Source organism: Paraplanobispora siamensis (assembly GCF_016863175.1).
GTDB classification, from domain to species: Bacteria; Actinomycetota; Actinomycetes; order Streptosporangiales; family Streptosporangiaceae; genus Planobispora; species Planobispora siamensis.
In genome coordinates this window covers 1-25,839 of the sequence record NZ_BOOJ01000085.1, presented here as the reverse complement: position 1 = coordinate 25,839, position 25,839 = coordinate 1, and the positions used below count along the sequence as shown (strand labels likewise).

The 25,839-nt window shown below is 69.2% G+C and carries 30 protein-coding genes and 2 pseudogenes; 17 read left to right on the top strand and 15 right to left on the bottom strand.

Going from position 1 to position 25,839, the window contains the following annotated elements; genetic code table 11:
* Positions 1 to 196: 196 nt before the first annotated feature.
* Positions 197 to 412 (bottom strand): substrate-binding domain-containing protein, encoded by a 216-nt coding sequence (locus tag Psi01_RS40405; RefSeq protein ID WP_373872545.1) that lies wholly within the window; start codon positions 410 to 412, stop codon positions 197 to 199.
* A 161-nt stretch (positions 413 to 573) separates the two neighbouring features.
* On the opposite strand from Psi01_RS40405, the pseudogene Psi01_RS40400 reads away from it, so the two are divergent.
* Positions 574 to 957 (top strand): annotated as a pseudogene (locus Psi01_RS40400) (pyridoxamine 5'-phosphate oxidase family protein); the annotation flags it as partial.
* A gap of 21 nt (positions 958 to 978) precedes the next feature.
* On the opposite strand, the gene Psi01_RS43865 reads toward Psi01_RS40400, so the two are convergent.
* The 3 genes from Psi01_RS43865 to Psi01_RS40390 form a co-directional block, all read right to left on the bottom strand.
* Positions 979 to 1,464 (bottom strand): OsmC family protein, encoded by a 486-nt coding sequence (locus tag Psi01_RS43865; RefSeq protein WP_239128400.1) that lies wholly within the window; start codon positions 1,462 to 1,464, stop codon positions 979 to 981.
* Between the two features lie 111 nt (positions 1,465 to 1,575).
* The gene (locus Psi01_RS40395) at positions 1,576 to 2,127 is read right to left on the bottom strand and encodes a GNAT family N-acetyltransferase (protein ID WP_204069490.1); all 552 of its coding nucleotides are present in this window, start codon (positions 2,125 to 2,127) and stop codon (positions 1,576 to 1,578) included.
* A gap of 32 nt (positions 2,128 to 2,159) precedes the next feature.
* The gene (locus tag Psi01_RS40390; RefSeq protein WP_204069489.1) at positions 2,160 to 2,771 is read right to left on the bottom strand and encodes a helix-turn-helix domain-containing protein; all 612 of its coding nucleotides are present in this window, start codon (positions 2,769 to 2,771) and stop codon (positions 2,160 to 2,162) included.
* A 381-nt stretch (positions 2,772 to 3,152) separates the two neighbouring features.
* Between Psi01_RS40390 and Psi01_RS40385 the strand changes: the two genes are divergently transcribed.
* From Psi01_RS40385 to Psi01_RS40375, 3 genes are all read left to right on the top strand, one after another.
* The gene (locus Psi01_RS40385; RefSeq protein ID WP_204069488.1) at positions 3,153 to 4,010 is read left to right on the top strand and encodes a pentapeptide repeat-containing protein; all 858 of its coding nucleotides are present in this window, start codon (positions 3,153 to 3,155) and stop codon (positions 4,008 to 4,010) included.
* Positions 4,011 to 4,081: 71 nt separating this feature from the next.
* Positions 4,082 to 4,765, top strand: coding sequence for an alpha-ketoglutarate-dependent dioxygenase AlkB family protein (locus Psi01_RS40380; protein WP_204069487.1), 684 nt, complete (start codon positions 4,082 to 4,084; stop codon positions 4,763 to 4,765).
* Between the two features lie 880 nt (positions 4,766 to 5,645).
* On the top strand, positions 5,646 to 6,311 hold the full coding sequence (locus Psi01_RS40375; protein WP_204069486.1) for a hypothetical protein: 666 nt from the start codon (positions 5,646 to 5,648) through the stop codon (positions 6,309 to 6,311).
* 445 nt (positions 6,312 to 6,756) lie between these two features.
* On the opposite strand, the gene Psi01_RS40370 is transcribed toward Psi01_RS40375, so the two are convergent.
* On the bottom strand, positions 6,757 to 7,698 hold the full coding sequence (locus Psi01_RS40370; RefSeq protein WP_239128399.1) for a coiled-coil domain-containing protein: 942 nt from the start codon (positions 7,696 to 7,698) through the stop codon (positions 6,757 to 6,759).
* Positions 7,699 to 8,315: 617 nt separating this feature from the next.
* Positions 8,316 to 8,885, bottom strand: coding sequence for a hypothetical protein (locus Psi01_RS40365; RefSeq protein WP_204069485.1), 570 nt, complete (start codon positions 8,883 to 8,885; stop codon positions 8,316 to 8,318).
* A gap of 381 nt (positions 8,886 to 9,266) precedes the next feature.
* Here Psi01_RS40365 and Psi01_RS40360 point away from each other — a divergent pair, with 381 nt between their 5' ends.
* Positions 9,267 to 10,031, top strand: a complete 765-nt coding sequence (locus Psi01_RS40360; protein WP_204069484.1) for a DinB family protein — start codon at positions 9,267 to 9,269, stop codon at positions 10,029 to 10,031.
* Positions 10,032 to 10,445: 414 nt separating this feature from the next.
* Here Psi01_RS40360 and Psi01_RS43860 read toward each other — a convergent pair whose 3' ends face one another.
* Positions 10,446 to 10,844, bottom strand: coding sequence for an MmcQ/YjbR family DNA-binding protein (locus Psi01_RS43860; protein WP_239128398.1), 399 nt, complete (start codon positions 10,842 to 10,844; stop codon positions 10,446 to 10,448).
* 54 nt (positions 10,845 to 10,898) lie between these two features.
* Here Psi01_RS43860 and Psi01_RS43855 point away from each other — a divergent pair, with 54 nt between their 5' ends.
* Together Psi01_RS43855 and Psi01_RS44745 are read left to right on the top strand one after the other, a co-directional pair.
* Positions 10,899 to 11,090: a TrmO family methyltransferase domain-containing protein gene (locus tag Psi01_RS43855; protein WP_239128403.1), complete on the top strand. Its 192-nt coding sequence runs from the start codon at positions 10,899 to 10,901 to the stop codon at positions 11,088 to 11,090.
* A 214-nt stretch (positions 11,091 to 11,304) separates the two neighbouring features.
* A pseudogene (locus Psi01_RS44745) lies at positions 11,305 to 11,460 on the top strand (zinc finger domain-containing protein); the annotation flags it as partial.
* A 95-nt stretch (positions 11,461 to 11,555) separates the two neighbouring features.
* On the opposite strand, the gene Psi01_RS40350 reads toward Psi01_RS44745, so the two are convergent.
* Positions 11,556 to 11,840: a hypothetical protein gene (locus tag Psi01_RS40350; RefSeq protein ID WP_204069483.1), complete on the bottom strand. Its 285-nt coding sequence runs from the start codon at positions 11,838 to 11,840 to the stop codon at positions 11,556 to 11,558.
* Between the two features lie 142 nt (positions 11,841 to 11,982).
* Positions 11,983 to 12,777, bottom strand: coding sequence for an SAM-dependent methyltransferase (locus tag Psi01_RS40345; protein WP_204069482.1), 795 nt, complete (start codon positions 12,775 to 12,777; stop codon positions 11,983 to 11,985).
* A gap of 93 nt (positions 12,778 to 12,870) precedes the next feature.
* Here Psi01_RS40345 and Psi01_RS40340 point away from each other — a divergent pair, with 93 nt between their 5' ends.
* The gene (locus Psi01_RS40340) at positions 12,871 to 14,214 is read left to right on the top strand and encodes an MFS transporter (protein ID WP_204069481.1); all 1,344 of its coding nucleotides are present in this window, start codon (positions 12,871 to 12,873) and stop codon (positions 14,212 to 14,214) included.
* 140 nt (positions 14,215 to 14,354) lie between these two features.
* On the opposite strand, the gene Psi01_RS40335 is transcribed toward Psi01_RS40340, so the two are convergent.
* Positions 14,355 to 14,669, bottom strand: a complete 315-nt coding sequence (locus Psi01_RS40335) for a hypothetical protein (protein WP_196470244.1) — start codon at positions 14,667 to 14,669, stop codon at positions 14,355 to 14,357.
* A complete protein-coding gene (locus tag Psi01_RS40330) occupies positions 14,666 to 14,818 on the bottom strand; it encodes a hypothetical protein (protein ID WP_204069480.1) in 153 nt (50 codons plus the stop codon). The genes Psi01_RS40335 and Psi01_RS40330 overlap by 4 nt, the downstream gene beginning before the upstream one ends.
* On the opposite strand from Psi01_RS40330, the gene Psi01_RS40325 reads away from it, so the two are divergent.
* The 3 genes from Psi01_RS40325 to Psi01_RS40315 all read left to right on the top strand — a co-directional run bounded on the left by Psi01_RS40325 (position 14,817) and on the right by Psi01_RS40315 (position 16,855).
* Positions 14,817 to 15,029, top strand: coding sequence for an alpha/beta hydrolase family protein (locus tag Psi01_RS40325; RefSeq protein WP_204069479.1), 213 nt, complete (start codon positions 14,817 to 14,819; stop codon positions 15,027 to 15,029). The two genes, Psi01_RS40330 and Psi01_RS40325, sit on opposite strands and share 2 nt — an antisense overlap.
* A gap of 316 nt (positions 15,030 to 15,345) precedes the next feature.
* Positions 15,346 to 16,014 carry a TetR/AcrR family transcriptional regulator gene (locus Psi01_RS40320; RefSeq protein ID WP_204069478.1) on the top strand — a complete coding sequence of 223 codons (669 nt, stop codon included), beginning with the start codon at positions 15,346 to 15,348 and terminating at the stop codon, positions 16,012 to 16,014.
* Positions 16,007 to 16,855: a CPBP family intramembrane glutamic endopeptidase gene (locus Psi01_RS40315; RefSeq protein WP_204069477.1), complete on the top strand. Its 849-nt coding sequence runs from the start codon at positions 16,007 to 16,009 to the stop codon at positions 16,853 to 16,855. The genes Psi01_RS40320 and Psi01_RS40315 overlap by 8 nt, the downstream gene beginning before the upstream one ends.
* A 142-nt stretch (positions 16,856 to 16,997) precedes the next feature.
* Here the strand turns inward: Psi01_RS40315 and Psi01_RS40310 are convergent, their stop codons facing one another.
* Positions 16,998 to 17,894 carry a LysR family transcriptional regulator gene (locus Psi01_RS40310; protein WP_239128397.1) on the bottom strand — a complete coding sequence of 299 codons (897 nt, stop codon included), beginning with the start codon at positions 17,892 to 17,894 and terminating at the stop codon, positions 16,998 to 17,000.
* A 90-nt stretch (positions 17,895 to 17,984) separates the two neighbouring features.
* Between Psi01_RS40310 and Psi01_RS40305 the strand changes: the two genes are divergently transcribed.
* The 5 genes from Psi01_RS40305 to Psi01_RS40290 all read left to right on the top strand — a co-directional run bounded on the left by Psi01_RS40305 (position 17,985) and on the right by Psi01_RS40290 (position 23,344).
* A complete protein-coding gene (locus Psi01_RS40305; protein ID WP_204069475.1) occupies positions 17,985 to 19,325 on the top strand; it encodes an aspartate aminotransferase family protein in 1,341 nt (446 codons plus the stop codon).
* A 487-nt stretch (positions 19,326 to 19,812) separates the two neighbouring features.
* Positions 19,813 to 19,938: a hypothetical protein gene (locus Psi01_RS44315; protein ID WP_275424656.1), complete on the top strand. Its 126-nt coding sequence runs from the start codon at positions 19,813 to 19,815 to the stop codon at positions 19,936 to 19,938.
* Positions 19,939 to 20,092: 154 nt separating this feature from the next.
* Positions 20,093 to 21,436: an ATP-binding protein gene (locus Psi01_RS40300; RefSeq protein ID WP_204069474.1), complete on the top strand. Its 1,344-nt coding sequence runs from the start codon at positions 20,093 to 20,095 to the stop codon at positions 21,434 to 21,436.
* On the top strand, positions 21,433 to 22,626 hold the full coding sequence (locus tag Psi01_RS40295) for a tetratricopeptide repeat protein (RefSeq protein ID WP_204069473.1): 1,194 nt from the start codon (positions 21,433 to 21,435) through the stop codon (positions 22,624 to 22,626). The genes Psi01_RS40300 and Psi01_RS40295 overlap by 4 nt, the downstream gene beginning before the upstream one ends.
* 208 nt (positions 22,627 to 22,834) lie before the next feature.
* Positions 22,835 to 23,344 (top strand): DoxX family protein, encoded by a 510-nt coding sequence (locus tag Psi01_RS40290; RefSeq protein WP_204069472.1) that lies wholly within the window; start codon positions 22,835 to 22,837, stop codon positions 23,342 to 23,344.
* Positions 23,345 to 23,474: 130 nt separating this feature from the next.
* On the opposite strand, the gene Psi01_RS40285 is transcribed toward Psi01_RS40290, so the two are convergent.
* Positions 23,475 to 23,888 (bottom strand): ATP-binding protein, encoded by a 414-nt coding sequence (locus Psi01_RS40285; protein ID WP_204069471.1) that lies wholly within the window; start codon positions 23,886 to 23,888, stop codon positions 23,475 to 23,477.
* A gap of 258 nt (positions 23,889 to 24,146) precedes the next feature.
* Here Psi01_RS40285 and Psi01_RS40280 point away from each other — a divergent pair, with 258 nt between their 5' ends.
* Complete coding sequence (locus tag Psi01_RS40280; protein ID WP_204069470.1) at positions 24,147 to 24,587, top strand: class I SAM-dependent methyltransferase; 441 nt, start codon at positions 24,147 to 24,149, stop codon at positions 24,585 to 24,587.
* A gap of 18 nt (positions 24,588 to 24,605) precedes the next feature.
* Here Psi01_RS40280 and Psi01_RS40275 read toward each other — a convergent pair whose 3' ends face one another.
* Together Psi01_RS40275 and Psi01_RS40270 are read right to left on the bottom strand one after the other, a co-directional pair.
* Positions 24,606 to 25,058, bottom strand: coding sequence for a group II truncated hemoglobin (locus Psi01_RS40275; protein ID WP_204069469.1), 453 nt, complete (start codon positions 25,056 to 25,058; stop codon positions 24,606 to 24,608).
* Positions 25,059 to 25,173: 115 nt separating this feature from the next.
* Positions 25,174 to 25,578 (bottom strand): transposase, encoded by a 405-nt coding sequence (locus Psi01_RS40270; RefSeq protein ID WP_204069468.1) that lies wholly within the window; start codon positions 25,576 to 25,578, stop codon positions 25,174 to 25,176.
* Positions 25,579 to 25,839 lie beyond the last annotated feature (261 nt).

The window sequence follows — 25,839 nt, the reverse complement described above, 5'->3', positions numbered from 1 at the left end:
ATCGGCGTGATCGACCTGCCGATCGCCGGATGGGCCGGCGCGCTTCGCCGGTCCCACCCGGTTGGGATTCCTCGCCGATCCGCTCGGGGCCACCCGCACGCTCCCCACCCTGCCCGGCGGCCACGGCTCCATCCGAGGGGTCAACCGGATGACGTCGTTGTGGTCGGCCGCCGGTGAGGCGGGTGTCAGCGGGCGCTCACCGGAGCCGTGCTGTTGCGCACGACGAGTTCGGGACGGTAGAGCAGCTCGGTGCGGGTGCCGCAGGTGCCGCGGCGCCCATCTCGTCCAGCAAGGTGCCCACCGCGGCCAGGCTCATCTCGCGCACCGGCTGCCTGATCGTGGTCAGCGGCGGGTCGAGGTAGGGGGTGAACAGCGAGTCGTCGAAGCCGACCACCGAGATGTCCTCGGGCACGCGCAGTCCGCGCTGGCGGACCGCGCGGATCGCGCCGTTCGGGTCGCGTGCTCCGGGTGTGGGCGGGGTCTTCCGGCCGGTGGGGGGCAGGGTCGATCTCGGGTCAGGAGGGGACTTTCGTCCCTGACGTCGCAGGTGAGCGGTGGGCGAACCTGGATGGTATGAAACTTGACTCAGCTGGGCTGCAGGTCCTGTCCCGCGATGACTGTCTGCGTCTGCTGGCGGCTGTTCCGATCGGGCGGATCGTTTTCACCGATCGTGCGCTGCCGGCGGTTCAGCCGGTCAATTTCTGTTTGGACGGCCACGACATCGTCATCCGTACGACGGTGGGCTCGAAGCTGGCTGTGGCCACGCGCCGGACGGTGGTGGCGTTCGAGGCCGATGATTTCGACGCTTCGGCGCGGGTGGGGTGGTCGGTGACGGTGGTGGGGCAGGCACGGGCGGTGGAGGATCCGGTGGAGATCGCTCGTTTCGAGGGGTTGCCGTTGGTGCCGTGGGCTCCTGGCAGCAGGGATCACTTCATTGTGATCGCCGCTGAGCAGGTGTCGGGTCGCCGGCTCGGTGCCTCAGGCCTGCTGGTGGGTGCGGGCGACGGTGACGGCGGGTTCGTGCCGCACGGGGAAGTTGACCGAGCGGGCGATGAAGCAGGCGCGGTGGGCGTCGGCGTGCAGGCGGGTGGCGGTCTCGGTCATCTCGGGTGAGGCGACGGTGACGTGGGGGTGCAGGGTGACCTCGGTGAAGTGGCCGCCGTCGCCGTTTTCGGCCATGGTGCCGGTGGCGTGGTCGGTGTAGGCGGTGACGATGACGCCGTTTTCGGCGCACAGGTGCAGGTACCACAGCATGTGGCACTGTGACAGTGAGCCGACCAGGAGTTGTTCGGGGTTCCAGCGGGTGTCGTCGCCGCGGAAGGCGGGGTCGGAACTGCCGGCGATGGGGGTGCGTCCCTGGGCGTGCAGGTCGTGGTCGCGGGAGTAGGCGCGGTATCCGCTGGTTCCGGTGCCGCGGTCGCCGGTCCAGGTCACGACGGTGTCGTAGGTGTGCAGTCGTGTCATGGACGGTCCTTTCGGGTGGGGGTTCCGTGGTTGCAGGGGGTCTGGCCGGGGGTGCTTCCCCACCCTAGTGGCGGTGTCGCGGGCCGTCGGGTGCGGTTTGTGCGGGCGTGGTCATCTGTCTGGGGTGGGGGTCAGCCGCTTGTAGAAGAAGCTGCAGTCGCGCAGGACGCCGGAGGGGTCGGTGGCGTAGCCGGGCACTATGCCGTATCGGGTCCAGCCGGTGGCGTGGTAGAGGTGCTCGGCCGGGCTGCCGGTTTCGGTGTCGAGTAGCAGCAGGTGGGCTCCGGCCTGGGCGGCGGCCTGTTCGGCGGTGGTCAGGAGTGCGCGGGCCAGGCCGTGGCCGCGGGCGCGGGGGTGGACCATCAGTTTGAGGATTTCGGCGCGGTGGCGGCCGTTGGGTTTGGGTTCGAAGGCGAGGCTGATGGTGGCCTCGGTGCGGCCGTCGTGGTGGGCGGTCCAGATGATGAGGCTGCCTTCGGCGACGGCGGGTGCGTGTTTGCTCCACCAGGTTGAGGCGGCGGCGTGGTCGAAGGGGGTCAGAAAGCCCAGGGAGGCGCCGTCGCTGACGACGTCGGCCAGGAGGGTGGCCAGGCCGTGGAGGTTGTCGTGGAAGTCGTCGGCCGACAGGCGGGTGATGATGTGCGTGGTGGGTGTGGTGTGCATGGGCGGGGCTCCGGGGCGGGTTGCTTGACTGGTCATGGGGGGACGACCACCAGGGCGTAGCGGGCGGGTTCGGAGCCCAGGCAGCGGAAGCGTGAGGGGCCCCACAGGCGAAAGCGCAGGCAGTCTCCGGTGCGCAGTTCGTAGGTGTGGCCGTCGGCGGTGATCTCTGCTGTGCCCTGCAGCATCCAGATGTGCTGTTCCAGGCCGGGTATGGGTGGTTGCCGGTAGGAGATGTCGGCTCCGGGGTGCAGGGTGCCTTCGACGAGTTCGGCGCGCAGGCCCGGATGGGGTGGGGAGACCGAGCGTCGGGTGAACTTGGAGGCGTCGTCGCGCCAGATGCTCTGCTGGTCGGCGGATACCAGTTGCGGGGGTTCGGATTCGACTTCGGCCAGGAGCCTGGACATGGTGCGTTCGTATGCGGCGCACAGCCGGTTCAGCAGTGCCGCGGTGGGGCTGATCTGTCCGCGTTCGAGGCGTGAGAGGGTCGAGCGGCTCACCGCGGTGCGCGCGGACAACTCCTCCAGCGACCAGCCGCGTTCGGTGCGCAGCTGGGCCAGGCGGGTGGCCAGGCGGGTCTCGACCGGGTCGGGTGGGGCGGGTGGCTGCGGGGGTGGGTCGTCGGCGGGTTCTTCACCGTTTCTCACATCGGAGAATATATCTCATATCTGAGACGGCTCTGTTATCTGAGACGGCTCTGTGGGGTGCCACTCCCCCGGGCTGTACGGGACCGGCGGCGCTGTACGGAACCGGCGCTGTACGGGACCGGTGGTGCGCAGTCGGCCGCTTCGGCGTGCGGCGGGCCCGCGGGTACCCTCGAAGGCGTCATATCGAGCAGCGATGCCCCCAAGGCGGCAGGAGACCTCCCACAATTGTCCGGTGAGCACGAGCGTGCGCATCCTGTTTCGAGCGCCGTATCCCCTGCGGCGGGCCCGGTCACAGGTCAGGCAGTAGCAGGTCAGAGGGTTGCGGATCAGGCGGACGGGGATCTGCGCGCCGACTGCGGCAGCTGTTTCGCCCTGTGCTGCGTGGCGCTGCCGTTCGCGGCCTCGGCGGACTTCGCCCTCGACAAGCCCGCCGGGCGGCCCTGCCTCAACCTGCAGCAGGACTTCCGCTGCGGCATCCACCGTGATCTGCGGCAGAAGGGTTTTCCCGGCTGCACCGTCTACGACTGCTTCGGCGCCGGGCAGAAGGTCTCCCAGGTCACCTTCGGCGGGCGTGACTGGCGTGCCTTCCCGCAGTCGGCGCAGCAGATGTTCGAGGTGTTCCCCGTCATGCGGCAGCTGCACGAGCTGCTGTGGTACCTCAGCCAGGCGTTGCGTCTGCAGGCGGCCCGGCCGCTGCACGAGCGCCTGCGCCTGGCCCTGCAGGAGACCGAGCACCTGACCCGTCAGGACGCGGCCGCCCTGCTGGAGGTGGATGTGGCCGCGCACCGCCAGCAGGTCAACGAGCTGCTGTTGCGCACCAGTGAGCTGGTGCGGGCAGGGCAGCGCGGCAAGGAGCGCCGGGGCGCCGACCTGATCGGCGCCAAGCTCAGGGGGGCCGACCTGAGGGGGGCGAACCTGCGCGGCGCCTACCTGATCGGTGCCGATCTGCGGGGCGCCGACCTGCGGATGGCCGACCTGATCGGGGCTGACCTGCGGGGCGCCGATGTCGGCGGCGCCGATCTGACCGGCAGCATCTTCTTGACCCAGGCGCAGGTGAACGCGGCCAAGGGCGACGGCGCCACGAAGCTGCCGCCGTCGCTGGTGCGGCCGGCGCACTGGCCGGCCGGGCGCGCTCCCGGGCAGGGCCCGGCCCGGGCGGGCAAGGCGCAGGCGGGGCGGACAGCCGGTGAGCAGGCGCAGGGCGTACGGCCCCGCCGTAGGACTCAGCGGCGCAAGTGAGGTCCGGCGCCCGGTGAGCAGGCCTCGAGGCCGGGCGCCGAAGGGACAGCCGAGGGACAGGAGGGTCCGCGGTGGGTGCGTTGTTCGATCTGCCCCGCAGGCGCATCGCTCCCGGAGCGGTGCACGTGCCCGGCTGGCTGAGCCTGCCGGGCCAGCGTGAGCTGGTGCGGGCCTGCCGGGGTTGGGCGGCGGGGCCGGTGCCGATGCGCAGGATCCGCATGCCCGGCGGGCATTTCATGTCGGTGCGGACGGTGTGCCTGGGTTGGCACTGGCAGCCCTACCGCTACAGCCGTACCGCCGAGGACGCCGGCGGGTTGCCGGTGGCGCCCTTGCCGGGCTGGCTGGCCGAGCTGGGACGGGCGGCGGTGGCCGAGGCCTGCGCAGACGATCCCGAGGCGGGTGCGGCCGCCGAGGGCTACTCCCCCGACGTCGCGCTGATCAACTTCTATGACGCCTCCGCGCGGATGGGCATGCACCAGGACAAGGACGAAAGGAGCGCGGCGCCGGTGGTGTCGCTGAGCCTGGGTGACAGCTGCCTGTTCCGCTTCGGCACCCCCGCCTCCCGGGGCGGGCCCTACACCGATGTGCAGCTGGCCTCCGGTGACCTGTTCGTCTTCGGCGGTCCCTCCCGGCTGGCCTATCACGGCGTGCCGAAGGTGTATCCGGGGACCGCCGATCCGGAGCTGGGCATGAGCGGCGGGCGGCTGAACATCACCCTGCGGGTGAGCGGGCTGAAGGACGCGGCCGAATCGTAGGCGGGCTGACCTGGACGGATCCGGGCGGATGGGCTGGGGCGGGCAGGGAGAACGGGTGGTACGGCCGGGCGCGGGGCCGGTAGTCTCGCCCGTGTCCGGATGATCAAGGAGGTCGGCATGACGTGCGTGGTCCTCAGCGAGGTGGCCTGCGCCGCTACGACGGGCGAGCCCGCCGGGATCTGACCCCTTCTCCCCCTTTTTTCAAGGTCCGGAGTTCGGCCGGATCCAGGCGCTCCCGGCTGCGTGGCGGTCACTTGCGGCCGCGGGTGAATCCCGCCCGCCGCTCGCCGGCGCCCTCATGGGCGTTTTCTCACCGCTTACCGCGCTGACACGAGGAGAACTCCGTGCACTTCGCATCATCCCTCGAGCCGCTGCGCTCGGCCGAGGGCGGACCCAGTCATGTCATCCGTACCGGCCGGACCGTCAGGCGGGAGGCCCGGCCCTGGACCGGTACCGTTCACGCGCTGCTGCGCCACCTGGCCGAGGCCGGGTTCACCGGCTGCCCCCGGGTGGTCGGCGACGGCCTGGACGAGGTAGTCGCCACCGCCTGGTCGAAGGCCCAGCTGCACGACGACGTAGCCGGACGCAACAACCTGCCGGACTCGGCCGATCCGGTGCCGTTGTGGGCGCTGGCGTGGCGGGCCCGTGCCGCCGGCTGGATGATCCGCCACCGAGCCTGCTGGAGGGCGCCGTTCGGGCGTAGCGGCAGGCATCCGAGCCATTTGGAGGCAGAGGTTCGAGGTTCACCGCCGGGGCGCCGACTTGAGGGCCGGCATCCCGGCGGTGCCGTACTGCGGCCCGGGATCCATCGGTTTTTCCCTCCTGAACCGCCCCAGTCAGTCCCAACCAGCCCTCAAGGGCCGCCGTCCATGATCTGATCGTGGCGAAGACGACGCGCAAGCGCCGTACCAGACGGCAGCGATGGGAAGCAGCTCGGGCGTACGCGGGAGCGCGGGAACGGCGGGAGGCTGCCCGAGCGCAGGCTCAAGCGCAGAAACAGGAGCAGGAGGAAGGCCTCGATGCGGAGGGCTCTTCGTGGAGGGGCAGGATCCGCGCGAACCTGTTGCCTGCGTTTTCGGTTCTCATGCTGCTCGGCGGACTGCTGGGAATTCCGTTCCTCATCCTCGACACCACCGTGCCCGAGCTGCAGACGGCGCTCGGCATGAAAGGCGCGCCCGGGACCGCGACCGTCCTGTCGTGTGAGACGTACCAGCGCAACAGACGCGACACACGCCGCGACTGCGAGGCCTGGTTCGTGTTCGAGGACCCGGCCAGAGCGCCGATCGTCATCCAGACCGTGGCGGATGTGAAGGTGGGCGAGACATTCCCGGCCGCGATCGGCCCGCGAGGAGACCACGTCATCCCTACCGGCACCCGAGGCGTATGGAGGGCCATCCCGCTGATGAGCCTCGTCCTGCTCACCCCGGCCATCGTGCTGGTCTCCTTCGGCCTCATCGCGCAATCCAGGGCGATGAAGATCGCAGCAGGCGTACTGGTGGTGATCATGGCCGCGGCCATCACCGGAGGATTCACACTCGGCCAGTGAACCGCTCGACCGGTGCGGCCCCGGCTCGCAAGTCGGCTCGCCGCCAAGCAGGCCGAACTCCGCCACGGGCAGGCCGCCGCCGAAGCCGTACAGCTGCCCACAGCCATCGACGCGCCAGGAGTCGGCCGTGCGCCAGCCTGTTCGACTGGAGATTGTCGTTGCGCTTGACCCACGTAACTGCTGAGACAAGCGGGGCAGGGGCCAAGACAACGGTGAGTCTCTTTCCTGAGCTGCCGTCACTACCGCCGTTTCGGTGGTTGAGGCGCATGCGAACGGAAAGCCTTGCTCGGTGTTCCTCGGAGCACCGATCGGCGTGGGTGATCGTTGCGATCGGCCGCGCCCGTCGTCGGCTCGCTGCGCTCCTCCACCGCCGGGTCCCGCCTGCCGTTGATACTCGTTCCGATCCTTCTGCGAGACCCCCGACTGCCACGCGACAGACCCCCGGTTACTGCAGGCCCTGAGCGCCGCCGGCGCGCAGTTCCGCCGAGACCGCCCGCTCGAGCAGGCGTGCGCTCTCAGCGCGCAGCGCCTCGATCTGCTGGCGCAGATCGGCGGTGCGCGCCTGCGCCAGCGCCAGGTCCATCACGGTCTTGTCGCGTTCGGCCAGCGCTTGGACGCTGTCGCGCCGCAGCTCCTCAGCTTGGGCGTGGGCCTCTTCGGCGCGCCGCTCGGCCGCGGCGACGAGTTCGGCGGCCTGATCGCGGGCGGCCCGCACCTGCTCGGCTGCTGATCTTTCGGTTGCCTCGACCCGCTCGGCCAGTTCCCGCACCGCGGCGTCGCGGGCTGCCTCGGCCTGTTCGGCCCGGTGCCGGGCCTCGGCCTCGGCGTTGCGGGCGCGGCGCTCGGTGGCCGATGCCTCGCGCAGGGCTGCCAGCGCCTGCTCGCGCGCGGTCTCGGCGTCGGCCAGGGCGGTGTCGCGTTCGGCGTTGGCCTCCTCCATTTGGCGGGCCATGTCGTCGCGCTCGCGGCGGGCGTGTTCGGTGGCCTCGCGTGCCAGCCGTACCTGCTCGAAGGCCTGTTCACGTTCGGTGCGTGCGATGGCCACGCGGGTGTGCGCCTCGGCCTGCATCGCGCTGAGCTTGGCCTCCACCCCGGCGGGGCTGAGCTCCTCGGCCAGCACCCGCGCCAGCGGCTCGATGACCGAGGCCATGCCCTTCTCCATGCGTTCGTAGAACTCCTCGGCCCGCGCCAGCGTGCCCTCCAGTCCGGGCGTGGCCCGCCGCAGCTCCCGCTCACGTTTGGCCGCCGCCTGGCAGTCCCCTTGCGCGCAGTAGGAGCGCGGCCGCCCCCGCCCGGGCCGCTGCTCGATCGGCGTCCCGCAGTGCTTGCACGGCGTCACCGTGCCCTTGTCCCCTGCTCGGTTATCTGCTCGCGCGTTCTCGGCCACCCGCCCACCCTACCATTTTCATTTTCTAGAAATTATAAAACGTTAATTGGGATCCGTTGCGTGCCGCCGAGATGTTGAGAACTACCGAGAATGCCAATTCCCGCAAGTTGACTCAGCAGCGTCCACCCGAGCCGTCGCTAAGATCGTGCACATCTGCACCGGGATGTCAGCAGGGATCTGCACGAGGTGTCAGTACGCAGGTCACAGGCGGTTTATTACGGCCAAACCGCTTCTGATCCTCTCGATGGCTCGAGGATCTGCAGGCTTCATACGAATCAAGCCGAAGCGAAGCCGCCCTGTTCGGGAGGCGGCTCCGTGGTCCTGCCCATGCCCGGGATCGTCGGTGGCATGTGGCACGCTCCGGCGTATGACAGTGGAAACGGCTGTTCTCACCGGCGCCGCCGGGCTGGTGTGAGCCATCCCAACGCCTCCGACCTAGCGGAGAAGAGTCCGTACGCATCGGCGGCTGCCGATGAGTCTCGCCAGGGGTGCGGTTCCAGCTCACCATGCAGCACCGCCAACATGGGGCCCTCAAGTGGGAAATCGGCAGGCCCAGTCCATGCGCTCATGTTGTCCTCCTCACCACCTGCATAGGATGCGGTGTGCGCAGGCAGTGATCAGTCTGGGGTGCACTGGTCGATGACGGTGCCTGCGACGGTGAGCGTGGCGCGCCAGCGCCAGCCCGCACCCAGGTCGGTCACCGCGGTGGCGGAGAACTCGGTGACAAGCCGGTGGGGTTCCATTTCCGCGATGCTGAGAAAGTCATCGTATTGACCGGCCGAAAAGCCGGAGACGAACAGCGAGGACTGCCCCTCAATGATTTTGAAGCCGAGCCGGCGGGGACGGCTGCCGTCGGCGGCGCTGGCCGTCACCGACCACAGCACCGCGCCGGTCTGCGGCACCATACCCGACCACTGGTAGGTCACCGTCACCGTGGTGGCGTCCGTAGCCACCTGCACGCCTTTGAGGTGGAAGGACCCGCTCGCCGCGACAGGCGTGGCGGTGCAGGAGCGCGGCGCGGCCGCGGTCGTCGCCGAGGGGGAAGGGCTGCCCGCTGACACCGGCGGGGAGGCTGTCGTCGGGGCCACGGCCGTATCGGCCCCTTCCTCGCCGCTGCCGCCGCAGGCCACCAGTCCCACCGTCACGGCAGCGCCCCAGACAGCAGCCCGCAACGTCACAGCGCCCACCGGTTCTCCTAACCGTCATGTCCCCGGCAGCGACACTAAGCCTCCTCTCACCTCAGCAGCGCCTACGACACGAAAGCCGACGTGGTTGAGATCGGCGCAGCTCATATGCGATTCGCCGAAGTGTCAGCAGAGCATCGTCATCGGCTGTCAGGCGGCGGCTCAGGGCGGGGCGCGGGTGGTTGAGCGGGCTGCTCGACGCTCTCCCGCATAGTGAGGTGATCTTCAGCCGCCACGGCGCGAGCCTCAGCCGTGCGGGCAAGATCGATCGTCGAGCGCTCGCCAAGATGCTCGATCCCGCACTCCCCTACCCGGACGCAACACGCAACCCTCACGTTGTGCCATTCACTGGCACGGGCGGGACGGATACGGGAAACTGTCCCGATGCCTGCTGAGTACACCCAAAGTGACCAGTTCCGTGGTGCCCGCATCCACCTGAGCGACCTCTCCGGCCTCGAGATTCGCGATTGCGACGTCACCGGCCTGAAGATCGTGGACTGCTATGGGGGCAACGTCTCCCTCGGTGGCGGCTTCGAGCGTGTCGTTGTCAACGACGTCGACGTGACCGCCTACGTCGAGGCGGAGCTCGACCGGCTGCATCCCAACCGGGTGCTGGCCCGTGAGGCCACGTCCGCCGCCGAATACCGGGCCGCTTGGGATGCCATCGAGAAGCAATGGGAGGAGACGCTCGACCGCGCCAGGCGCCTACCCGAGGCGAAGCTGCACGAGCAGGTCGACGGCGAGTGGTCGTTCGTCGAGACGCAGCGGCATCTGCTGATGGCCAGCGATGCCTGGATCGGCAACGCCGTGCTCGAGGAGGACGCGCCGTACCACCCGTTGGGCCTTCCTAGCGGCGGGATGCCGGCCGAAGCATCGGCGAAGCTCGGGCTCACCCTCGATGCCACCCCGACGCTCGACGAGGTACTCGCGCCGCGGCTCGCCCGCGTGGCCACGATGCGCCGGGTCGTCGACGAGCTCACCGAGGCCGAGCTCGATCGGGTGTGTGGTCGCAAGCCGGCGGACCCATATCCGGACCGGGAGTACGTCGTACGCCGCTGCCTCACGGTGGTGTGCAAGGAAGAGGCCGAGCATCACCGGTATGCGGTCCGCGACCTCACCGTGCTCGAGGCCGGTGCCCGAACCGAGTGAAGGCGCGTCCCGGCAATGGACGGCGATCTCGCGATCCTGCGCTTGACCAGCCCATCTTGCTGTCGGAGCCCCTCATCGCACCCGCGCTGCCCAGCCAGGGCGCGGTGCCGACCGGCGAGGTAGTCACGACTGGCCACGGAAAGACCAGCAATGCGGGCTTCCCCAACGAACGACGCGAGGTCTTCCTCGATGTCACGCCGCGGTGGACCTGCGAAGGCGATCACGCCCGGAATGAACTGCACCCGCAAATCCGGCCAGACGGCCGGAGCATGCGGCACTGGGTGATGTCGTCGTCGGAATCGTCTTCTGAAATATCTCTGGCCAGAGTGGCAACCCGTCCTATCCCACCGTGAATAGGAATGTTTCTCAGCACCGAACCTGGATAAGCGGCAACGTGGGGAGGTAGCCGGCGGTTCATCCACCTGCCTTCAGCCGGAACGCGAGGCGGCGGGGCGCCTGCACGCGATAGCTGTCCGTCACCAGCTCGGCAACCTCGACCCAGTCCGTCTCGTCGTCCAGCATCATTCCCACGACATTCACAGCCCAGTCGGCCCGGAAGAACGGAGGGCCGGCATGCGCCAGCGCGGCCAACTCCCCGGGCGGCGCCCGGAAGGTCATCAGGATGGCCGGATCGTCCATATCGATGTACGCCGACCCTCTCTCGTCGGTGGTGTAGACGTGCAGGAACGTCCGGCGGCGAATCCGCCACCGCAGGCCGATCCACGCCGGCTCCTCGTACGCCTCGGGCAGCTCCCCGCAGATCACCCGGAGCCGGCCCACAACGGCGGGTGGAACGTCCGCGATGTCGCTCATCTATACCTCCCGCGCCCATCCTGCCCGCCGGGTAGGACATCAGCACATCAGAGTCTGCGGGGTTGGCGGGGCCGCGCCGACGTCATAGGACTATCGGGCCCTGGACGCGCGCTTCACCTGGCCGATCTCGACGCCCTGGATGGCACGCCGGTGCTGGACATCAAACCGTACCTCCGCGAGTTCGCGCCGCAGGACGAGGTACGGCAAGCCCCCTGGGCAACCAACCTGATGCATCAGTACTACTAAAGCTGGATCGCGGGCCCCGGAAGATCTCGTCCCACAGAACCGGTCGGCTGAAGGCTGGGCCCGCGAGATCACTTCCGGTCGATCCCGGCGGGCGTTTCATAGACGAGCACACACGAAACAGTTCTCACCGGAGATCGCGAACAGGGCATTCGCCGTTTCATAGGTCGTTTCAAAACTGTAACCACATGAAACGACCCCATGAAACACTCGCCGGGTGAATGACGGGTACCTCAGCGTGGAAACCCACGGCTGCCCCATGTCCAGCTGTGCCGCGCCCGCCGGGTCACCTTGCCGGACCAGCAAGGGCAGGGTGGCGATCAACTACCACACCGCCGGGTTCCGCCTCGTCCCCTCGCTCGCCAAGGCCCTGACGGTTGTCACCCCGCCGATCCGCAAGCCGGGCACTCCGTGGGTCGAACTGTCCCGCCCCGCAAGCTCCGGGGCCGAGCTGAGGCGCGCAGCTGACTATGTCGCCCTCTGGTTGATCTCGATAACTGGCAGCAAGATCGCCTGGGGTGGGGCGCTGATTTGCCGGGGCGTTGGCCCGGCGGGGGTGGGGGTGTCGGCGAGCCGGTTCAGGAGCTGGTCGAGGGCGGTTTGTCCGTCGTCGACCATGGCGCGTTCGTCGTCGGTGAGGGGGATGGCGGTGAGCATGCGCTGCAGGTTGTCCTCGGCCTCGAGTAGCTGGGCCTTCGAACTGCCTTTGGGGGGTGGAAGTCGCATTTGGCGCAGGCCATCCGGTGCGGACATTGCTCGAAGGCTGGCAGCCGCCGCATAGCAGCCGGTGTTCACGTTCGGGGCGGAAGTCCCCACAGGGGAAGCGAGTGCGGTATGTCGTCGCGCACTTCCGCCCGGAGGACATTTCCCGGTCTGCCCCGGGTGGGGCAGGCGGTTACCCGCCGACATGCCCGACCGCGCCGAGGAAGTAGTCGCCGATGTCCCGGTAGGGGATCACCGTGCCTGGCTCCGGCCGCCACTCGGGCAGGTTCACCAGGCCAGGCTCGACCAGGGAGATGCCGTCGAGCAGGCGGGCGATCTCCGCGCCGGTCCGCGCCACGAACGGGGAGGACGCCCGCCGGTAGACGTCCGTGACGCCCTCGGCGGCCTCCGGGCGGGCGTCGATCGCGACGTGGGACAGGGCCAGGTAGCTGCCGGGCGGCAGTGCCTGCCGTAGTTCGGCGACGATGCGCTGCGGCCCCTCCTCGTCGGTGATGAAGTGCAGGATCGCTAGCAGCAGGACCGCGACCGGTCGCCCGAAGTCGATCGCCGCCCGGACGTCGGGATGGTCCAGGATCTCGCGGGGGCGACGCACGTCGCCCTCAACGATGGACACGTTCTCGTGCTTGCCGAGGATCGCCCGGCCGTGCACCAGGACTGTGGTGTCGTTGTCGACGTAGACGACGCGGGCGTCGGGGGCGGCGACCTGGTGGACGTTGTTCTGCGTGGGTAGTCCGGCGCCGATGTCGATGAACTGGCGGATGCCCTGACGGGTGAGGAAGTCCACGACGCGGCCGAGGAAGGCGCGGTTGGCCCGGACGCTGTGGCGGATCTCCGGAACGAACGACAGCGCTTTTTCCGCGGCCTCGCGGTCGGCGGGGAAGTTGTCCTTGCCGCCCAGGTAGTAGTCGTACATGCGGGCGGCGTTGGGGAGATGTGTCTGGATGCCGGCAGGCGTCTGGTCGGTCACGGGCCGCTCCATGATCACGGTATTGGCGGAAATACCGTGATCATAGTCACCGAACCGGTGGAGAAGCGGCCGAACAGCTGACAAGATCACGCCATGGTCGTCTCCCCCTCGCGCCGCCTCATCGGTCTGCGCCTCGCCGACGGCGTCACCCGGGGCAACATGCGGGCCTGCCTGTTCATGGCGTTCGCCTCGACCATGGTGATCTCCTTCCTCCCGGCCGCGCAGCCCTACATCCTGAGCGGAGTCCTCGGCGTTCCCGCACACGACCAGGGAAAGGTCGTCGGCCTGCTCGGTGTCGCCGCGGAGATCACCATGATCGCCAGTCTGGCCTGGTACGGGGCGCTCGCCGACCGGTACGGCAGGCGCCCCATCGCGGTGGCGGGTTTCGCCCTGTGCGCGCTCGGCACCGCGCTGTTCCCCTTCGCCGACTCCACCGCCGTGCTCGTCGCGCTCCGGGTCGTCTTCGCCCTCGGCGTCGCCGCCCTTAACGGGATGCTCTCCACGATCGCCGCCGACTACGTCCGCGACGGCTCCCGCGGCCGCTCCTACGGATTGGTGGGGCTATTCAGCGGGCTCGGCGCCATGGTGGCGGTGCTCGCCCTGGTGAGGCTGCCCCAGATCCTGGAGAGCGGCGGCACCGCCCCGGTCACCGCCGCCCGCCTGTCGTTCCTGGCCGTCGCCGCAGCCGTGCTGGCGGCCGGCGCGCTGATGTGGTTCACCCTGTCGAAGGCGCGAGCCGCCCCCGCCGCCGCGCGGGTCCCGCTGGCGCGGCTGATCGCCGAAGGTGTCGCCCTCGCCCGCGACCCCGGCGTCGCCCTGTCGTATGCGGCGGCGTTCGTCGCCCGCGCCGACCTGGCCGTGGTCGCCGGGTTCCTGTCGTTGTGGGTGAGCGAGCACGCGCTCGCCGAGGGCGCTCTGTCCGGCGCCGAAGCGCTTGCCCGCGCCGGGGCCGTGGTCGGCATCGCCCAGACCGTGGCCATGCTCGGCGCCCCCCTCGTCGGCTGGCTCGGCGACCGGATGCGCCGCCAGGACGTGGTGATCCTCGCCCAGGCCCTGGCCGCCGTCGCCTACCTGTCCACCCTGCTGGTCGCCGACCCGCTCGGCTCCGGCATGATGGTCGTCGCCGTGCTCATCGGTCTGGGCGAGATCGCCGTGATCACCACCGCGGGGCCGCTCTTGGCCCAGCAGGCACCCGCCGCCGTGCGCGGCTCGGCCTACGGTGTGCAGACCCTGTGCGGGGCGCTCGGCATCCTGGTCGTCTCCGGTCTGGGCGGTTACCTCTACGACGCGTGGCGTCCCGCCGCGCCGTTCGTAGTCGCGGGCGTGGCCGGGCTGCTGGTCGTCGCCTTCGGCCTGCTGGTACGGCGCCGCGTCACCCCCCTCGCCGAGCTGCCCGCCCCACCACAGGCCCCCGCCGTCCGCCCGGCACCGCCGTGATCGAGGCGGAGCCTCCTGACACACCGCGTGCGGAGGATCCTTCGCCTTCCGGGACGCCCATATGGGAGAAATGCCCGTCCCACTCTCCAGTGCTTGACGCCTGAACTCCTGGGGCGCCTTTTCGGACCTTCATCCTCGTGTCACAGGTCCTCGGCGATGCGCCGCATGGCCCGCACGGCTTCCATCTCCTGGCGGGAGAGGACATCGTGATGCTCCAGGAACCAGTCACGGATCAGCCGCATGGGCTGGGTGGTGTTGACGTAGCGGCGGGCGCCGCCCACCGTGATCGGCACCGTGAGCGTGTCCCCGTCATGGGTGGACAAGACGGTCAGACCGGTGATGAAGCGACGGCGCGAGTCGAGCACGCCGGGGGCGGAGATGACCAGCATCAGCCGTTCGCGGTCGATCCCCTTGGGCGAGTAGAGATAGACGCCGCCGGTCTGCAACTGGATCACGCGACACCTCGCCCGCGGAACTCATCATCAGCCAAGGCGGCCTCGTGTTCGTCGGCCAGCGCCTCGGCCACATCGTCGGCGGCCTCGGTGGCAGGGGCGCCGGTGACCAGCGCGTAGTAGGTGACGGCCTTCTCCACCCAGGCCGACATGCTGGCCCGCTCGCCGATCGGCAAGGTCGACCAGGTGCGGACCCCGTTGATGATCGTCCAGGGAGTCAATGACGTACGCGTGGTCCAGGAGGAATCCGACCTCATGATGGAGGCCCTGCGCGCCCGCGACGCGGAAGTCGAATACCTGACAAGAAGGACGAGGGCCGCCGCTTCCAGAACCCGGAGAACCTCATCGAGATCCATCGACTGATGGAAGGCTTCCTCGCACCTCAGTCGACAGGGCTGTGGATCCGTTGCCGGACTCGGCGTCCGCGTCGCTCGCCGTGGCTCGGGTCCGCCGGCGTAGTCACCTGCCAGCAGAGTCCCCGAGGCCCTTGGCCTGCGATCCAATTTGCGAGTCTGTCATAAAATGCCTACAGTCACTTTGTGACAACGGCGAGAATCTCCTTCAGCGCATCCTGTTGTGTCCCAGGCATGCTGACCACGGCGAAGCCCTATGCGCTCGTGCCGGCGCTGCCGGCCGTGGGGGCGCTCCACGAAGCCGCGACCGCCATCCACGTGATCGCATGAACGACGGACAAGGAAACGGAGGGACGAGCGACCTTCCGCACCCGCCCGTCCCGATCGATCTACGACGACGCGATGACGCGCTCATCCAGGTGGCAAGGCTCGCGGCCGAGCTGTTCTGGAGAAACGGGTTTGCCGCGACTCGCGGAGAAGACATCGCCGCGGCGGCCGGAATCTCCCCGCGCACGCTCTGGCGCTACTTCCGCTCCAAGGAGGCTTGCGTCGAGCCCGTCCTTCACGCTCTCGCGGATCAGTTCATCAGCGTCCTGGAAGGATGGCCCGACGAACTCTCCATCCATGAGTTTCTCTCCAGGTCACCGGTGTCGGGCGCGGTCCGGTTCACGCCTGACCAAGTCCACGCGATGCGCGTCGTTCAGCTCGGGCGCGCCGAACCGGCTCTCCGTCACGTCTGGCTGGCCGTGTGCGACGAGGGAGAACGCAGGTGCGTACCGATCTTCGCACGGAGGATGGGCCTGCCCGTTGACGCCCCCGAGGTGCTACGGATCACCGCGGCGGTCTGCGGCGCCAACCGGGCCTACAACGATTCCCTGACCACCGATTTCATCGAGCGTGGTCTCACCCCCATCGCCGAGGACGTCATCGATGTCCTCGTCTGGACGGTCGCCGAAGTGAGCGGCGGCAGACTCGGAGGTCCCATTGATGGCTGAGGCGACCACGAGCCACAGCGACCCGCGGAGCGAGGTTTCCCCGCCTCCCGACGCCCGGCGCGTCGGGGTCTGGCAGTTCCTCGTCCTGGCCGTGATCTACCTCATCATCGTCCAGGGGATGAGCGCGATCTTGATGGTCGGCCAGGGCATCGCACACGGTGCGCCGACGACCAACGACCATCTGATCCGGACAATCGTGCTCCCGGTCGGCCTGGCCACCGCGTTCACCTTGGTGGTGGTGGGCTACCTCGGCGCCTGGGATGAGGTCTTCGTCGACCGGCGCCCGGTCCGAAACTGGCTCATCGCCATTCCGATCATCCTGCTGGTCACGGTAGCGGTGATCACCAACTATCCCGGTCTCGCTGCCAAGGGACTGGACTTCACGCTGCTCCTGCTCGTCGCGACACTCATGGTCGGATTCGGAGAGGAGTTGATGTTCCGCGGTATCGGCGTGCTGGCCTTCCGCAGCGGCGGACACAGCGAGTTCCGCGTGGGCCTGTGGACCACTCTCATCTTCGGACTGGCCCACGGCACCAACATCTTCACCGCCGGCCCGCAAGCACTCATCCAGGTCGTGGCCACCAGCGGCACAGGGCTGGTGTTCTATCTGATCCGCCGCCGCGCGGGCGCGCTGGTGGCGGCCATGGCGGCACACGGCCTGTGGGACTTCGGCGTACTCAGCAGCCAAATCGATCCCGACCAGCCGTGGCCACTGGTGAACGGCGCGGCCGTCGCTCTCGCTGTCATGCTTCTCCTGGTGCTCATCTTGCGCCGACGTGTGGCGCCGGAGCCGCCGGCCGCGGAACCGGAGAGCTCGCGTAATACCGGAGAGCTCGCGTAATTAAGTGTCGCGTGTTCACGCACTCTGAGTGTTCGGCACAGGCCGGGTGATCGAACAGCAGGCGCACAGTTGGCTCGCCTCTGAACATGCCGGGTCGGCGAAGTGCCTGGTTGAGCCGGTTCTCAAGGTGGGTGCGGATCCATCAGACGCCGTTGGCCGCCGACAACAGCAGTGCGTCGAGCACCGTGTGCACCGCCGCATGAGGAGGCGAGCCCCCTCGGATCGCCGCCGTGATCGTACGGGTCACGGGATTGGCCAGCTCCCGGGTGGCGACACGGTGACGACCGGCGTCGACGGCCAGCCCAGGCAGCAACGCGACGGCGTGCCCCGCCTCGACCAGCTCCAAGGTCAGCATGTAGTTACTGAACCGGCCCACCACCCGGGGCTCGAACCGTGCCTGCCGGCACAGCCGCAGGGCGAGATTCGCCATGTACGACTGGGGGATGTCGAGCGCCCACGGCTCATCGGCGAAGGCGGTCAGATCGGCCGGTCCACGCCCGGCGGCCGGGTGCTCGGGTGGCAGGACCAGCAGGATCGGATCCGCCCCGAGCGGCACGAGGTCGAGGTCCGGGCCGAGTGGCAGCTCGCCGAAATCCGTGGTCGTGATCACGAGGTCCGCGTCGCCGACCCGCAGGGCGGGCACGCTCTCGTGCGGCTCCAGCTCCAGAAGCTGGACGTCGAGATGGGGGTACGCACGGGCCAGGCGTGTCACCGCGGGTACGGCCAGGGTGTGCACCGCGCTCTGGAACGCCCCGACCCTCACCAGCCCCGACGGCTCGTCGCCGAACCCGCGCAGCTCCGCCTCCACGGCGTCCATGTGGTCGAGGATCGCCCGCGCGCGCCGCGCCAGGATCAGTCCGGCCGGAGTCAGCCGTACCCGGCGGCCGGTGCGTTCGAGTAGTTGGGTGCCGGTCTCGGTCTCAAGTACGGCCAGCTGCTGGGACACGCTCGATGGGCTCAGGTGGGCGGTCTGGGCCACCGCTCTGACCGTGCCCAGAGTGTCCAGCTGAGTCAGCAGCCGCAGCCGCCAGGGGTTCATCACCGCATCATTGTTGTGCGGATCTTCCGAACAGCACAGCCGGATTTGTGTGATGGACGTGGTGGTCTCCACCTCCCTACCGTCAGGGTCATGGCTGCCGCATCTCCCTCGTCCGCCGCCCCCTCGACCCCCGAGTCCACGTTCTGGGCCGAGGCGGAACAGCACCTCGTCCGCTACGGCGGAGGCTTCGTCCACGAGATCATCGAGCGCGCCGCCGGAAGCTTCGTGTACACCGCCTCCGGACGGAAGATCCTGGACTTCACGTCCGGCCAGATGAGCGCGATCCTCGGGCACTCCCACCCGGCGATCGTGGAAACCGTCCAGCGCCAGGTCGCCACCCTCGACCACCTCTACAGCGGCATGCTCAGCCGCCCCGTCGTCGAGCTGGCCCGGCGCCTCGCCGAGACACTGCCGGCGCCCCTGGAGAAGGCACTCCTGCTCACCACCGGCGCCGAATCCAACGAGGCGGCCATCCGGATGGCCAAGCTGGTCACGGGCAAGCACGAAATCGTCTCGTTCGCCCGGTCCTGGCACGGCATGACGCAAGCCGCCGCCTCCGCCACCTACAGCGCGGGCCGCAGGGGCTACGGCCCGTCCGCCCCCGGCAACTTCGCCATCCCCGTGCCGAACGCCTACCGGCCCGACTTCACCACACCCGACGGCGAGCTCGACTGGCGCCGCCAGCTGGACTTCGCCTTCGACCTCATCGACGCCCAGTCCACCGGAAACCTCGCCGCCTGCCTGGTGGAGCCGATCCTCAGCTCCGGCGGCATCATCGAACCCCCACCCGGCTACTTCGCCGCCCTCCAGCACAAGTGCCGCGAACGCGGCATGCTCCTGATCCTCGACGAGGCCCAGACCGGGCTGTGCCGCACCGGCACCTGGTACGCCTTCGAACGCGACATGATCGTCCCCGACATCCTCACGCTCTCCAAGACCCTCGGTGCAGGCCTACCCCTGGCGGCCGTTCTCACCAGCGCCGAGATCGAGCAGGAGGCCTACGACCGCGGCTTCCTGTTCTTCACCACCCATGTCTCCGACCCACTGGTGGCCGCAGTGGGCAACACGGTCCTCGACGTCCTGGAGAAGGACGGTCTGGACGTACGCGCCCGCGACCTCGGCGCCTTCCTGCGCACCGGCCTGGAGGATCTGGCCACCCGCCACGAGGTCATCGGCGACATCCGCGGCCGTGGGCTGCTCGCCGGCCTGGAACTGGTCACCGACCGCGAGACCAAACAGAGCTCGGACGAGCTGGGCGCCCGAGTCACCCGCCGCTGCCTCGAACTCGGTCTGCACATGAACATCGTTCAGCTCCCCGGTATGGGCGGCGTGTTTCGCATCGCGCCTCCGCTGACGGCTACCGAGGACGAACTGAGCCTCGGCCTCTCGATCCTGGACAAGGCGATCGGCGAAGTGACCGCGACGCGGTAGGGAATGGCTGCAGCTCGACTGGCTGGCTGCCGTACATGCCCAAGACCTGACGCGTGAGTGGAGGCGTTCTCGGACGTGTGGTCGATGTCCCTCCATCGATGAGGACGGCGCTCCCCCGGCGGAGGACCGCCGAGTCCTGCGGTCCCAGCCATCCAGCAGCGCTGCTGGATGGCCCGCGAGTCTTCTTCCAGGTAGGACGCACGCCGAATCGTACGAAGTCATTCTCGCTGACAGCACATGCAGATCTACCGACACTCATGCAGAACGTGCAGGTTACGGTACTGACATCCCGGTGCGGATTCGCACACAAGCAGTCTTCGAGATCGATTAGAGGATCGCGGTACGGCCTGCGATGTTGAGGTCAGCCCCTGATCGGCCCCGCCACCGCTCGCCATGGCTGGTGCGGGCGTGCCGGCTGTCATGGCTGATCAGCATGGTCCTGCCTACCCTTCGCCTACAGCGTGGCCGGCCCCGGCAGCGTCCCGACGTGGTGCTCGACGACCGCGACGAGCACCGTCGCCGCGCAGCCCAACAAGTGGGTGTTGAGTCGTACCCGCCTACGAAGATCGATGCCATCGTCTTCTCCGCCGACTCCGACCAGGACAAGACCTGACCGCGAGATCACCCCGAGCACGACCGCCCCGACGGCCGGGGACCGGGGTCGCGGACGGAGCTACTGATCCCACGATGTGGTGATTTAGATAGCCTTACTGGTCTGGGATCGGCGGTCTGGGATCGACCGTCCTTCGGGAGAAGGGACCGGGTACGTGCTCGACGACGCTGGGCTGCGGGCGCTTCGCGAAGCGGCGCGCCTCTCCCCGGAGAACCTCCCCCTCCGGCGGCATCTCGCCGAGCAGCTCCTGGCCGGGGGATACCTCTCCGAAGCCGAGGCCGAATACCGCGCCGCGCTCCGGCTGGCCCCCGGTGATCCGGACATCGTGGCCGGGCTGGCGGAGGCTTTCGTACGGCAGAGCTCCCACGGCGCCGCGCTGTCGGCGCTCGAACCGTTCCTGGCCGTGCCCGGCTACCCCCCGCGGCTGGGAGTGATCGCGGCCAGGGCGCTGCTCGGCGAGGGTGACACGGTCGGCGCGGCCCAGCGCTACCGGGACGCGGTCTCCCGCGACCCGGCGGTGTCCGACCCCGATCTGGCCGTACGGCTGGAGCCGCCGCAGCCCGTCGCGGACGTCCCGGCCTACGCCGCACCGGTGTCGTCCGGCGAGACCCGCGAGACCGGCGTGGAAGCGGTGCGCTCCCGCGTCACCTTCGCCGACGTGGCGGGGATGGACACGGTCAAGGAAGCGCTGCGGATCAAGCTCCTGCTCCCCGTCCAGCAGCCGGAGCTGTTCGCCGCGTTCGGCAAGCGCGCCGGTGGCGGGGTGATGATGTACGGCCCGCCCGGAGCGGGCAAGACCCACCTGGCCAGGGCCGCCGCCGGCGAGCTCGGCGCGTCGTTCATCGACGTCGGCCTGGCCGACATCCTGGACATGTACATCGGTTCGAGCGAGCGCAACCTGCGGGCCACGTTCAACCTGGCCCGCCGCAACCGGCCGTGCGTGTTGTTCTTCGACGAGGTCGACGCGCTGGCCGCCCGCCGCGCCGACATGCGCCAGGCGCACAACCGCCAGCTGGTCAACCAGTTCCTGGCCGAACTCGACGGCGTGGACGAACGCGCCAACGAAGGGGTGCTGGTGCTGGCGGCCACCAACGCCCCCTGGTACGTCGATGCGGCCTTCCGCCGCCCCGGCCGGTTCGACCAGCTGGTGTTCGTGCCCCCGCCCGACGTCGCGGCACGGGCCGCCATCCTGCGCATCCTCTGCCGTGACAAGCCCCTGGCCGAGATGGACTTCGACGCGGTCGCGCGGGCCACCGACCAGTTCGCCGGCGCGGACCTGAAGGGCGTGGTCGACCGGGCGGTGGAGGCCAAGCTCCAGCAGTCGATCAGCGCGGGCCGCCTCGTCCCCCTGACGACGCGGGATCTGCTGGCCGCGGCCCGCGACGCCAGGCCGACCGCCGTACGGGAATGGCTGGCCACCGCGCGCAACTACGTGCTGCACGCCAACGACTCCGGGGCCTGGGACGAACTGACGCCCTGGATCAAGGACATCCGGTGACCACCGACACCCTGATCGAGCGGGCACGGACGCTGCTGAGGTTGCGCCGCCCCGCGGAAGCCGAGCGGGAACTGCGCGGGGTGCTCGCCCGGGACCCGGAGCACGCCGAGGTGCAGGCCCTGCTGGGCATCGCCCTGGCCGAGCAGCGGAGGTCGTCCGAGGCGGTCGCCGCGGCGCGCGAAGCGGTACGGCTCGCGCCGGACCAGTGGTTCCCGCACTACGTGGCCGGTCAGATCCACCTGATGGCGGGACGGCCCGGCGACGCGATCGCCGCCCTCCACGCCGCCCTGGCCATCGAACCCGACTATGCGCCGATCTGGAGGTTCCTGTCCCGGGCACACCTGCGGGCGCGCCAGTGGGCCGAGGCGGCGGACGCATCCCGCCGCGGCCTGGCCCTCGACCCGCAGGACGCCGAGCTGGCCGGTCTGCTGGCGCTCGCCCTCACCGCACTCGGCGAGGCCGCCCAGGCCCAGGCCGCCGCCGCGCAGGCCGTACGGCTGGACCCGGAGAACGCACTGGCCCACCTGGCGTACGGGCGGGTGGCACTGGACTTCGGCGACCCCGGCCACGCCGCCCGCGCCTTCCGCGAGGTGCTCCGCCTCGATCCCGGCTTCGGCGCGGCGCGAGACCTCCTGCTGACGGCGCTGAAGCGGCGCAACCCCCTCTACCGGGCGCTGGACCGGTTGCGCGGCAGATTCTTCGGCAGGTGGTGGGTGGTACTGCTGCTGCCCGCGGCGCCGATGCTCATCATCGTCCTCCTGCTCGTCGCGCTGCTGCACTGGGTGGCCTGGACCGTCGAGGCGTTCACCACCCTGCGCCTGGCCCGCGCCGGGGACACCCGGCTGCTCTTCGAACGCGCGGAGGTCCGCGCGGCCCGCCTGTGCTGCCTCCTGCTGGCCGCGGGCGCGACGCTGATCGCGCTGGGCGTGACGTCCTCCCAGGAGGTGGTGGGCGCGACGGGCGCGGCGGCCATGGCGCTGATCACCCCCGTCCAGGAGACGGTGCACACCGGCTCGCCGCTCGCACGGGTCATGCTGTACGGCTGGGCGGGCCTGCTGGCACTGGTCATCGCCGTGTCGGCAGCCCTGGCCTCGATGTCCGGCGTGATGCTGAGCACCTACACCGGGCTGGCCACGATCTGGATCGCGGCGGGGGTACGGCGCCTCTTCGGACGGACGGTCACCATCTGAACAGACGGCCAGCAGCTGATCAGTACGCGAAAGGCGGCCGGCGCCGTTTACTTCCCCTAGGGTGAACCCCCTAGGCGTGCGGCGGTATGCGCCCGGCGCGCCGTACGTGTGCGGATGTAGGTCAACTGCATCCGCAGGCAGGACGTTCTCCGCTGTCGATTTCGCGAGTCTGGACCCAGACGGAAACGACATCGACGAGGAGCACGAGATGACCCCCACCAACGCGATCTCCACACTGGCCTCCTGGCTGACCCGCCACAGCATCGACGTCCTGCGCGTCAGCCTCGGACTGGTCTTCGTGGCCTTCGGCACGCTGAAGTTCTTTCCGGGAGTCAGTCCGGCGGAAGCGCTGTCGGTGGCCACGCTGGAGAAACTATCCCTGGGGATGTTGTCGGACTACCCGGCCCAGTTCGTGATCGCCGGCATGGAGGTCTTCATCGGCCTCACGCTGGTGACCGGCAAGCTGCTGAAGACCGGCCTGATCGTGATGGCCGGAGCACTGGCCGGGTTCTTCGCGCCGTACGTCCTGTTCTTCACCGACCTGTTCCCCGGCGCGCCGACGCTGGAGGCGCAGTACATCTTCAAGGACATCGTCCTGGCGGCCGCGGCCATGGTGATCGCGGCCCGCGCTCTCGGCGCCAGGCTGGTACCGGCCCGCGAGGTCGCGGGGCGAGTTCACGAGCGAGTCCGTGACAACCGCGAACGCCTGGCGGCTTGAAACCGACGCGGCGGCGCCTCCCGGATACCGGATCCGGGAGGCGCCGCCGCGTCAGGCTCAGGCCGGGCCGAGCAGGTCCCACCGGTTGCCGGCGATGTCCTTGAACACGACGATCTGCCCGTAGGACTCCTTACGCGACACGGTCACGCCGGATATCTCCTGGATCGGCTCGATACTGATCAAGGGGAGACGAAGTAACAAGCATGTCCAGGCGGGCTCCGCGATAGTGCTCCTTATGACGGAGCCTCCGGATACGGGATCCACCCCCGGCGAGAAGATACGCAGAGGGGGCGGCGCCGATGCGGTGCGCCGGGGAGCGCAGCCCGCTGGCTGATGGATCGAAGGGCACGCAGCCCAGCCGCAACTCGCCGTGGCCTCCGCCGTGCTCGACGGCGTTGACCACACCCTCGTGCACCGCGGTGACGAAGTCTTCGGCGCGGATGGTCTCCATGCCTCGGGCGAAGGCGTGCTCGCTCGCCTCCTGACGCACCCGGCCGATGTGCTCGCGGGAGAAGGCGCAGCTCATCAGCTCGTATGCATCCATGATGCTGACAATGCCGCCAACAATACCGAAGCGGAAAGAGTCCTATGCCTGCAACCGGGCAGGACGTTCGGCCTGACGCGGACACAGGAGGTGCCCCCTATGCCGGCGCGTCTGCCGCTGGCACGGCTTACGGCCCGGTGATGCTTGTACGGCTATTGTCCCCCTGCCCCATACCTGTGGGCTGTTGTGCTGAGGGTCTGTCAGCGTGGCTGCCCATCACCGGCCAGGGGCAGATCACTGCACTGCGCCTCCGCCGTCATGTGGCAGTGCGCGGACGCGAACGATCTGCCCTTCGGCGACGAGTCCTTCGACGCCGTCGCGCACGGCTATCTCCTCCGCAACGTCAACAACGCCGAGCGCGTGTTCGAAGAGCAGCATCGGGTGCTCAAACCGGGAGGCCGGATCGTCATCCTGGAGACCTGCCCGCCACGGGGGCCGCTCCGTCACCCGGTGGCAATGGGTGCCCGGGTTCTGATCCCCCTCCTCGGCCAGGTGGTCGCACGCGATCGCAAGTCGTACGCGTACCTGCAGCAGTCCACGCTCGGATTCATGACGCCCGAGGAGGTCGTCACGATCCTCCGCCGAGTCGGCTTCGCCCCCATCGCGTGGAGGAAGAAGTTCTTGGGCACTCGCATGATCATCTCGGCCCGGAAACGGGCTCCGGCTCAGAGGCTGGATGCCGTCGGTGATCTCCGTTGACCCGGCGGACGTCTCCGGTCAGGTGAGGCGGCCGTCGGGCCAGGTCCAGGCGGGCACTTCGCGCAGGGGGTGGAGTTCGGCGTCGGTGGTGGCGTGGGAGTTCTGCAGGGCGACCTCGGTGCCGAACTCGACGTGGGAGCGCAGAGCCTCGCGGAAGGGCTCGTCATCGGGAAGACCGGCGGTGTCGGCAGCGGCGAGATAGAGGTCGATGAAGCGCCGGCGTTGCTCTCCGGTGATCCTGAGGCCGCGGTGGACCTCGATGAGATGGGAGAAGCCGCCCATGTGGGTGGAGAAGGTGTCGGGTCCACCGAAGGTCTGGGCGGTGAAGGCGGTCAGGTGGTCGACGTGCTCGGGGCGTCCGTGCCCGAAGAGGGGCTGGAGGAGGTCGTCTTTCAGGACGCTGGTGTAGAAGACGTCCACGAAGTGGCGCAGGGCGTCATATCCACCCGCATGCTCATACAAGGTCGCCATGATTACATGATTACACCCAAGAAGCGGGAGCGCCAGGGAGGAAAATCACGTGACGACGGAAGACCGCCGTACCGCCGGACGGGGCTGAGAGGCTCATCAGCGTCTCTCAGCATGATCACAGGCAGCGCCGTGGATGCTGCGACCATGACACAGACAGCAGTCCCTCCGCCACCCCGCTGGGCGCGCGTCGCCGGAACGATGGGCTGGGCGGCGAGGGTACGGCCGCGTTTGACGGTCTTGCCCACGTCGTAGCGGGGTGCGGGGCGGTGGTCACCGCCGGTTCGGGCCAGGTGGCGAGATCGGCCAGGGCGAACTCGCCGCCGTGCTCGGGTGGCCGGCCGCCCTTGGGATCACAGCGACGCGGCGGGGCGGGCAGGCGCATCACCCGGTCGGAACGGATACGTCCGAGCAGTTCGGCGGGCAGGTCACGCAGGACGTAAGCCAGGCGGGTGATGTCATAGCCGGCGTCGATCACGACCCCCACATGGCCGGGATGGTCCGCCTCCACCCGGAACAACACCTGGGCCGATCAGAATCGGGATCATGAACACCAGGAAGATCACCCGGCCGGTGGCGCTGCTGGCCTGGTGACGGCCCTGGCCATCAAGGCAGACTCCCGGTAACGCGAAATGTCCCGCTTCTGCGCACCCGAGGCCGCAGCGGGCGAGCCTTCCCGACCATCGGGTGGGCAATCGGCTGCCCGGCCGCGATGTGCTGCGCTGCGCCCAGCGGGCGCAGCGACTCAGATGCGAAAACGGGTGACCAGCTGGTTGAGCTCACT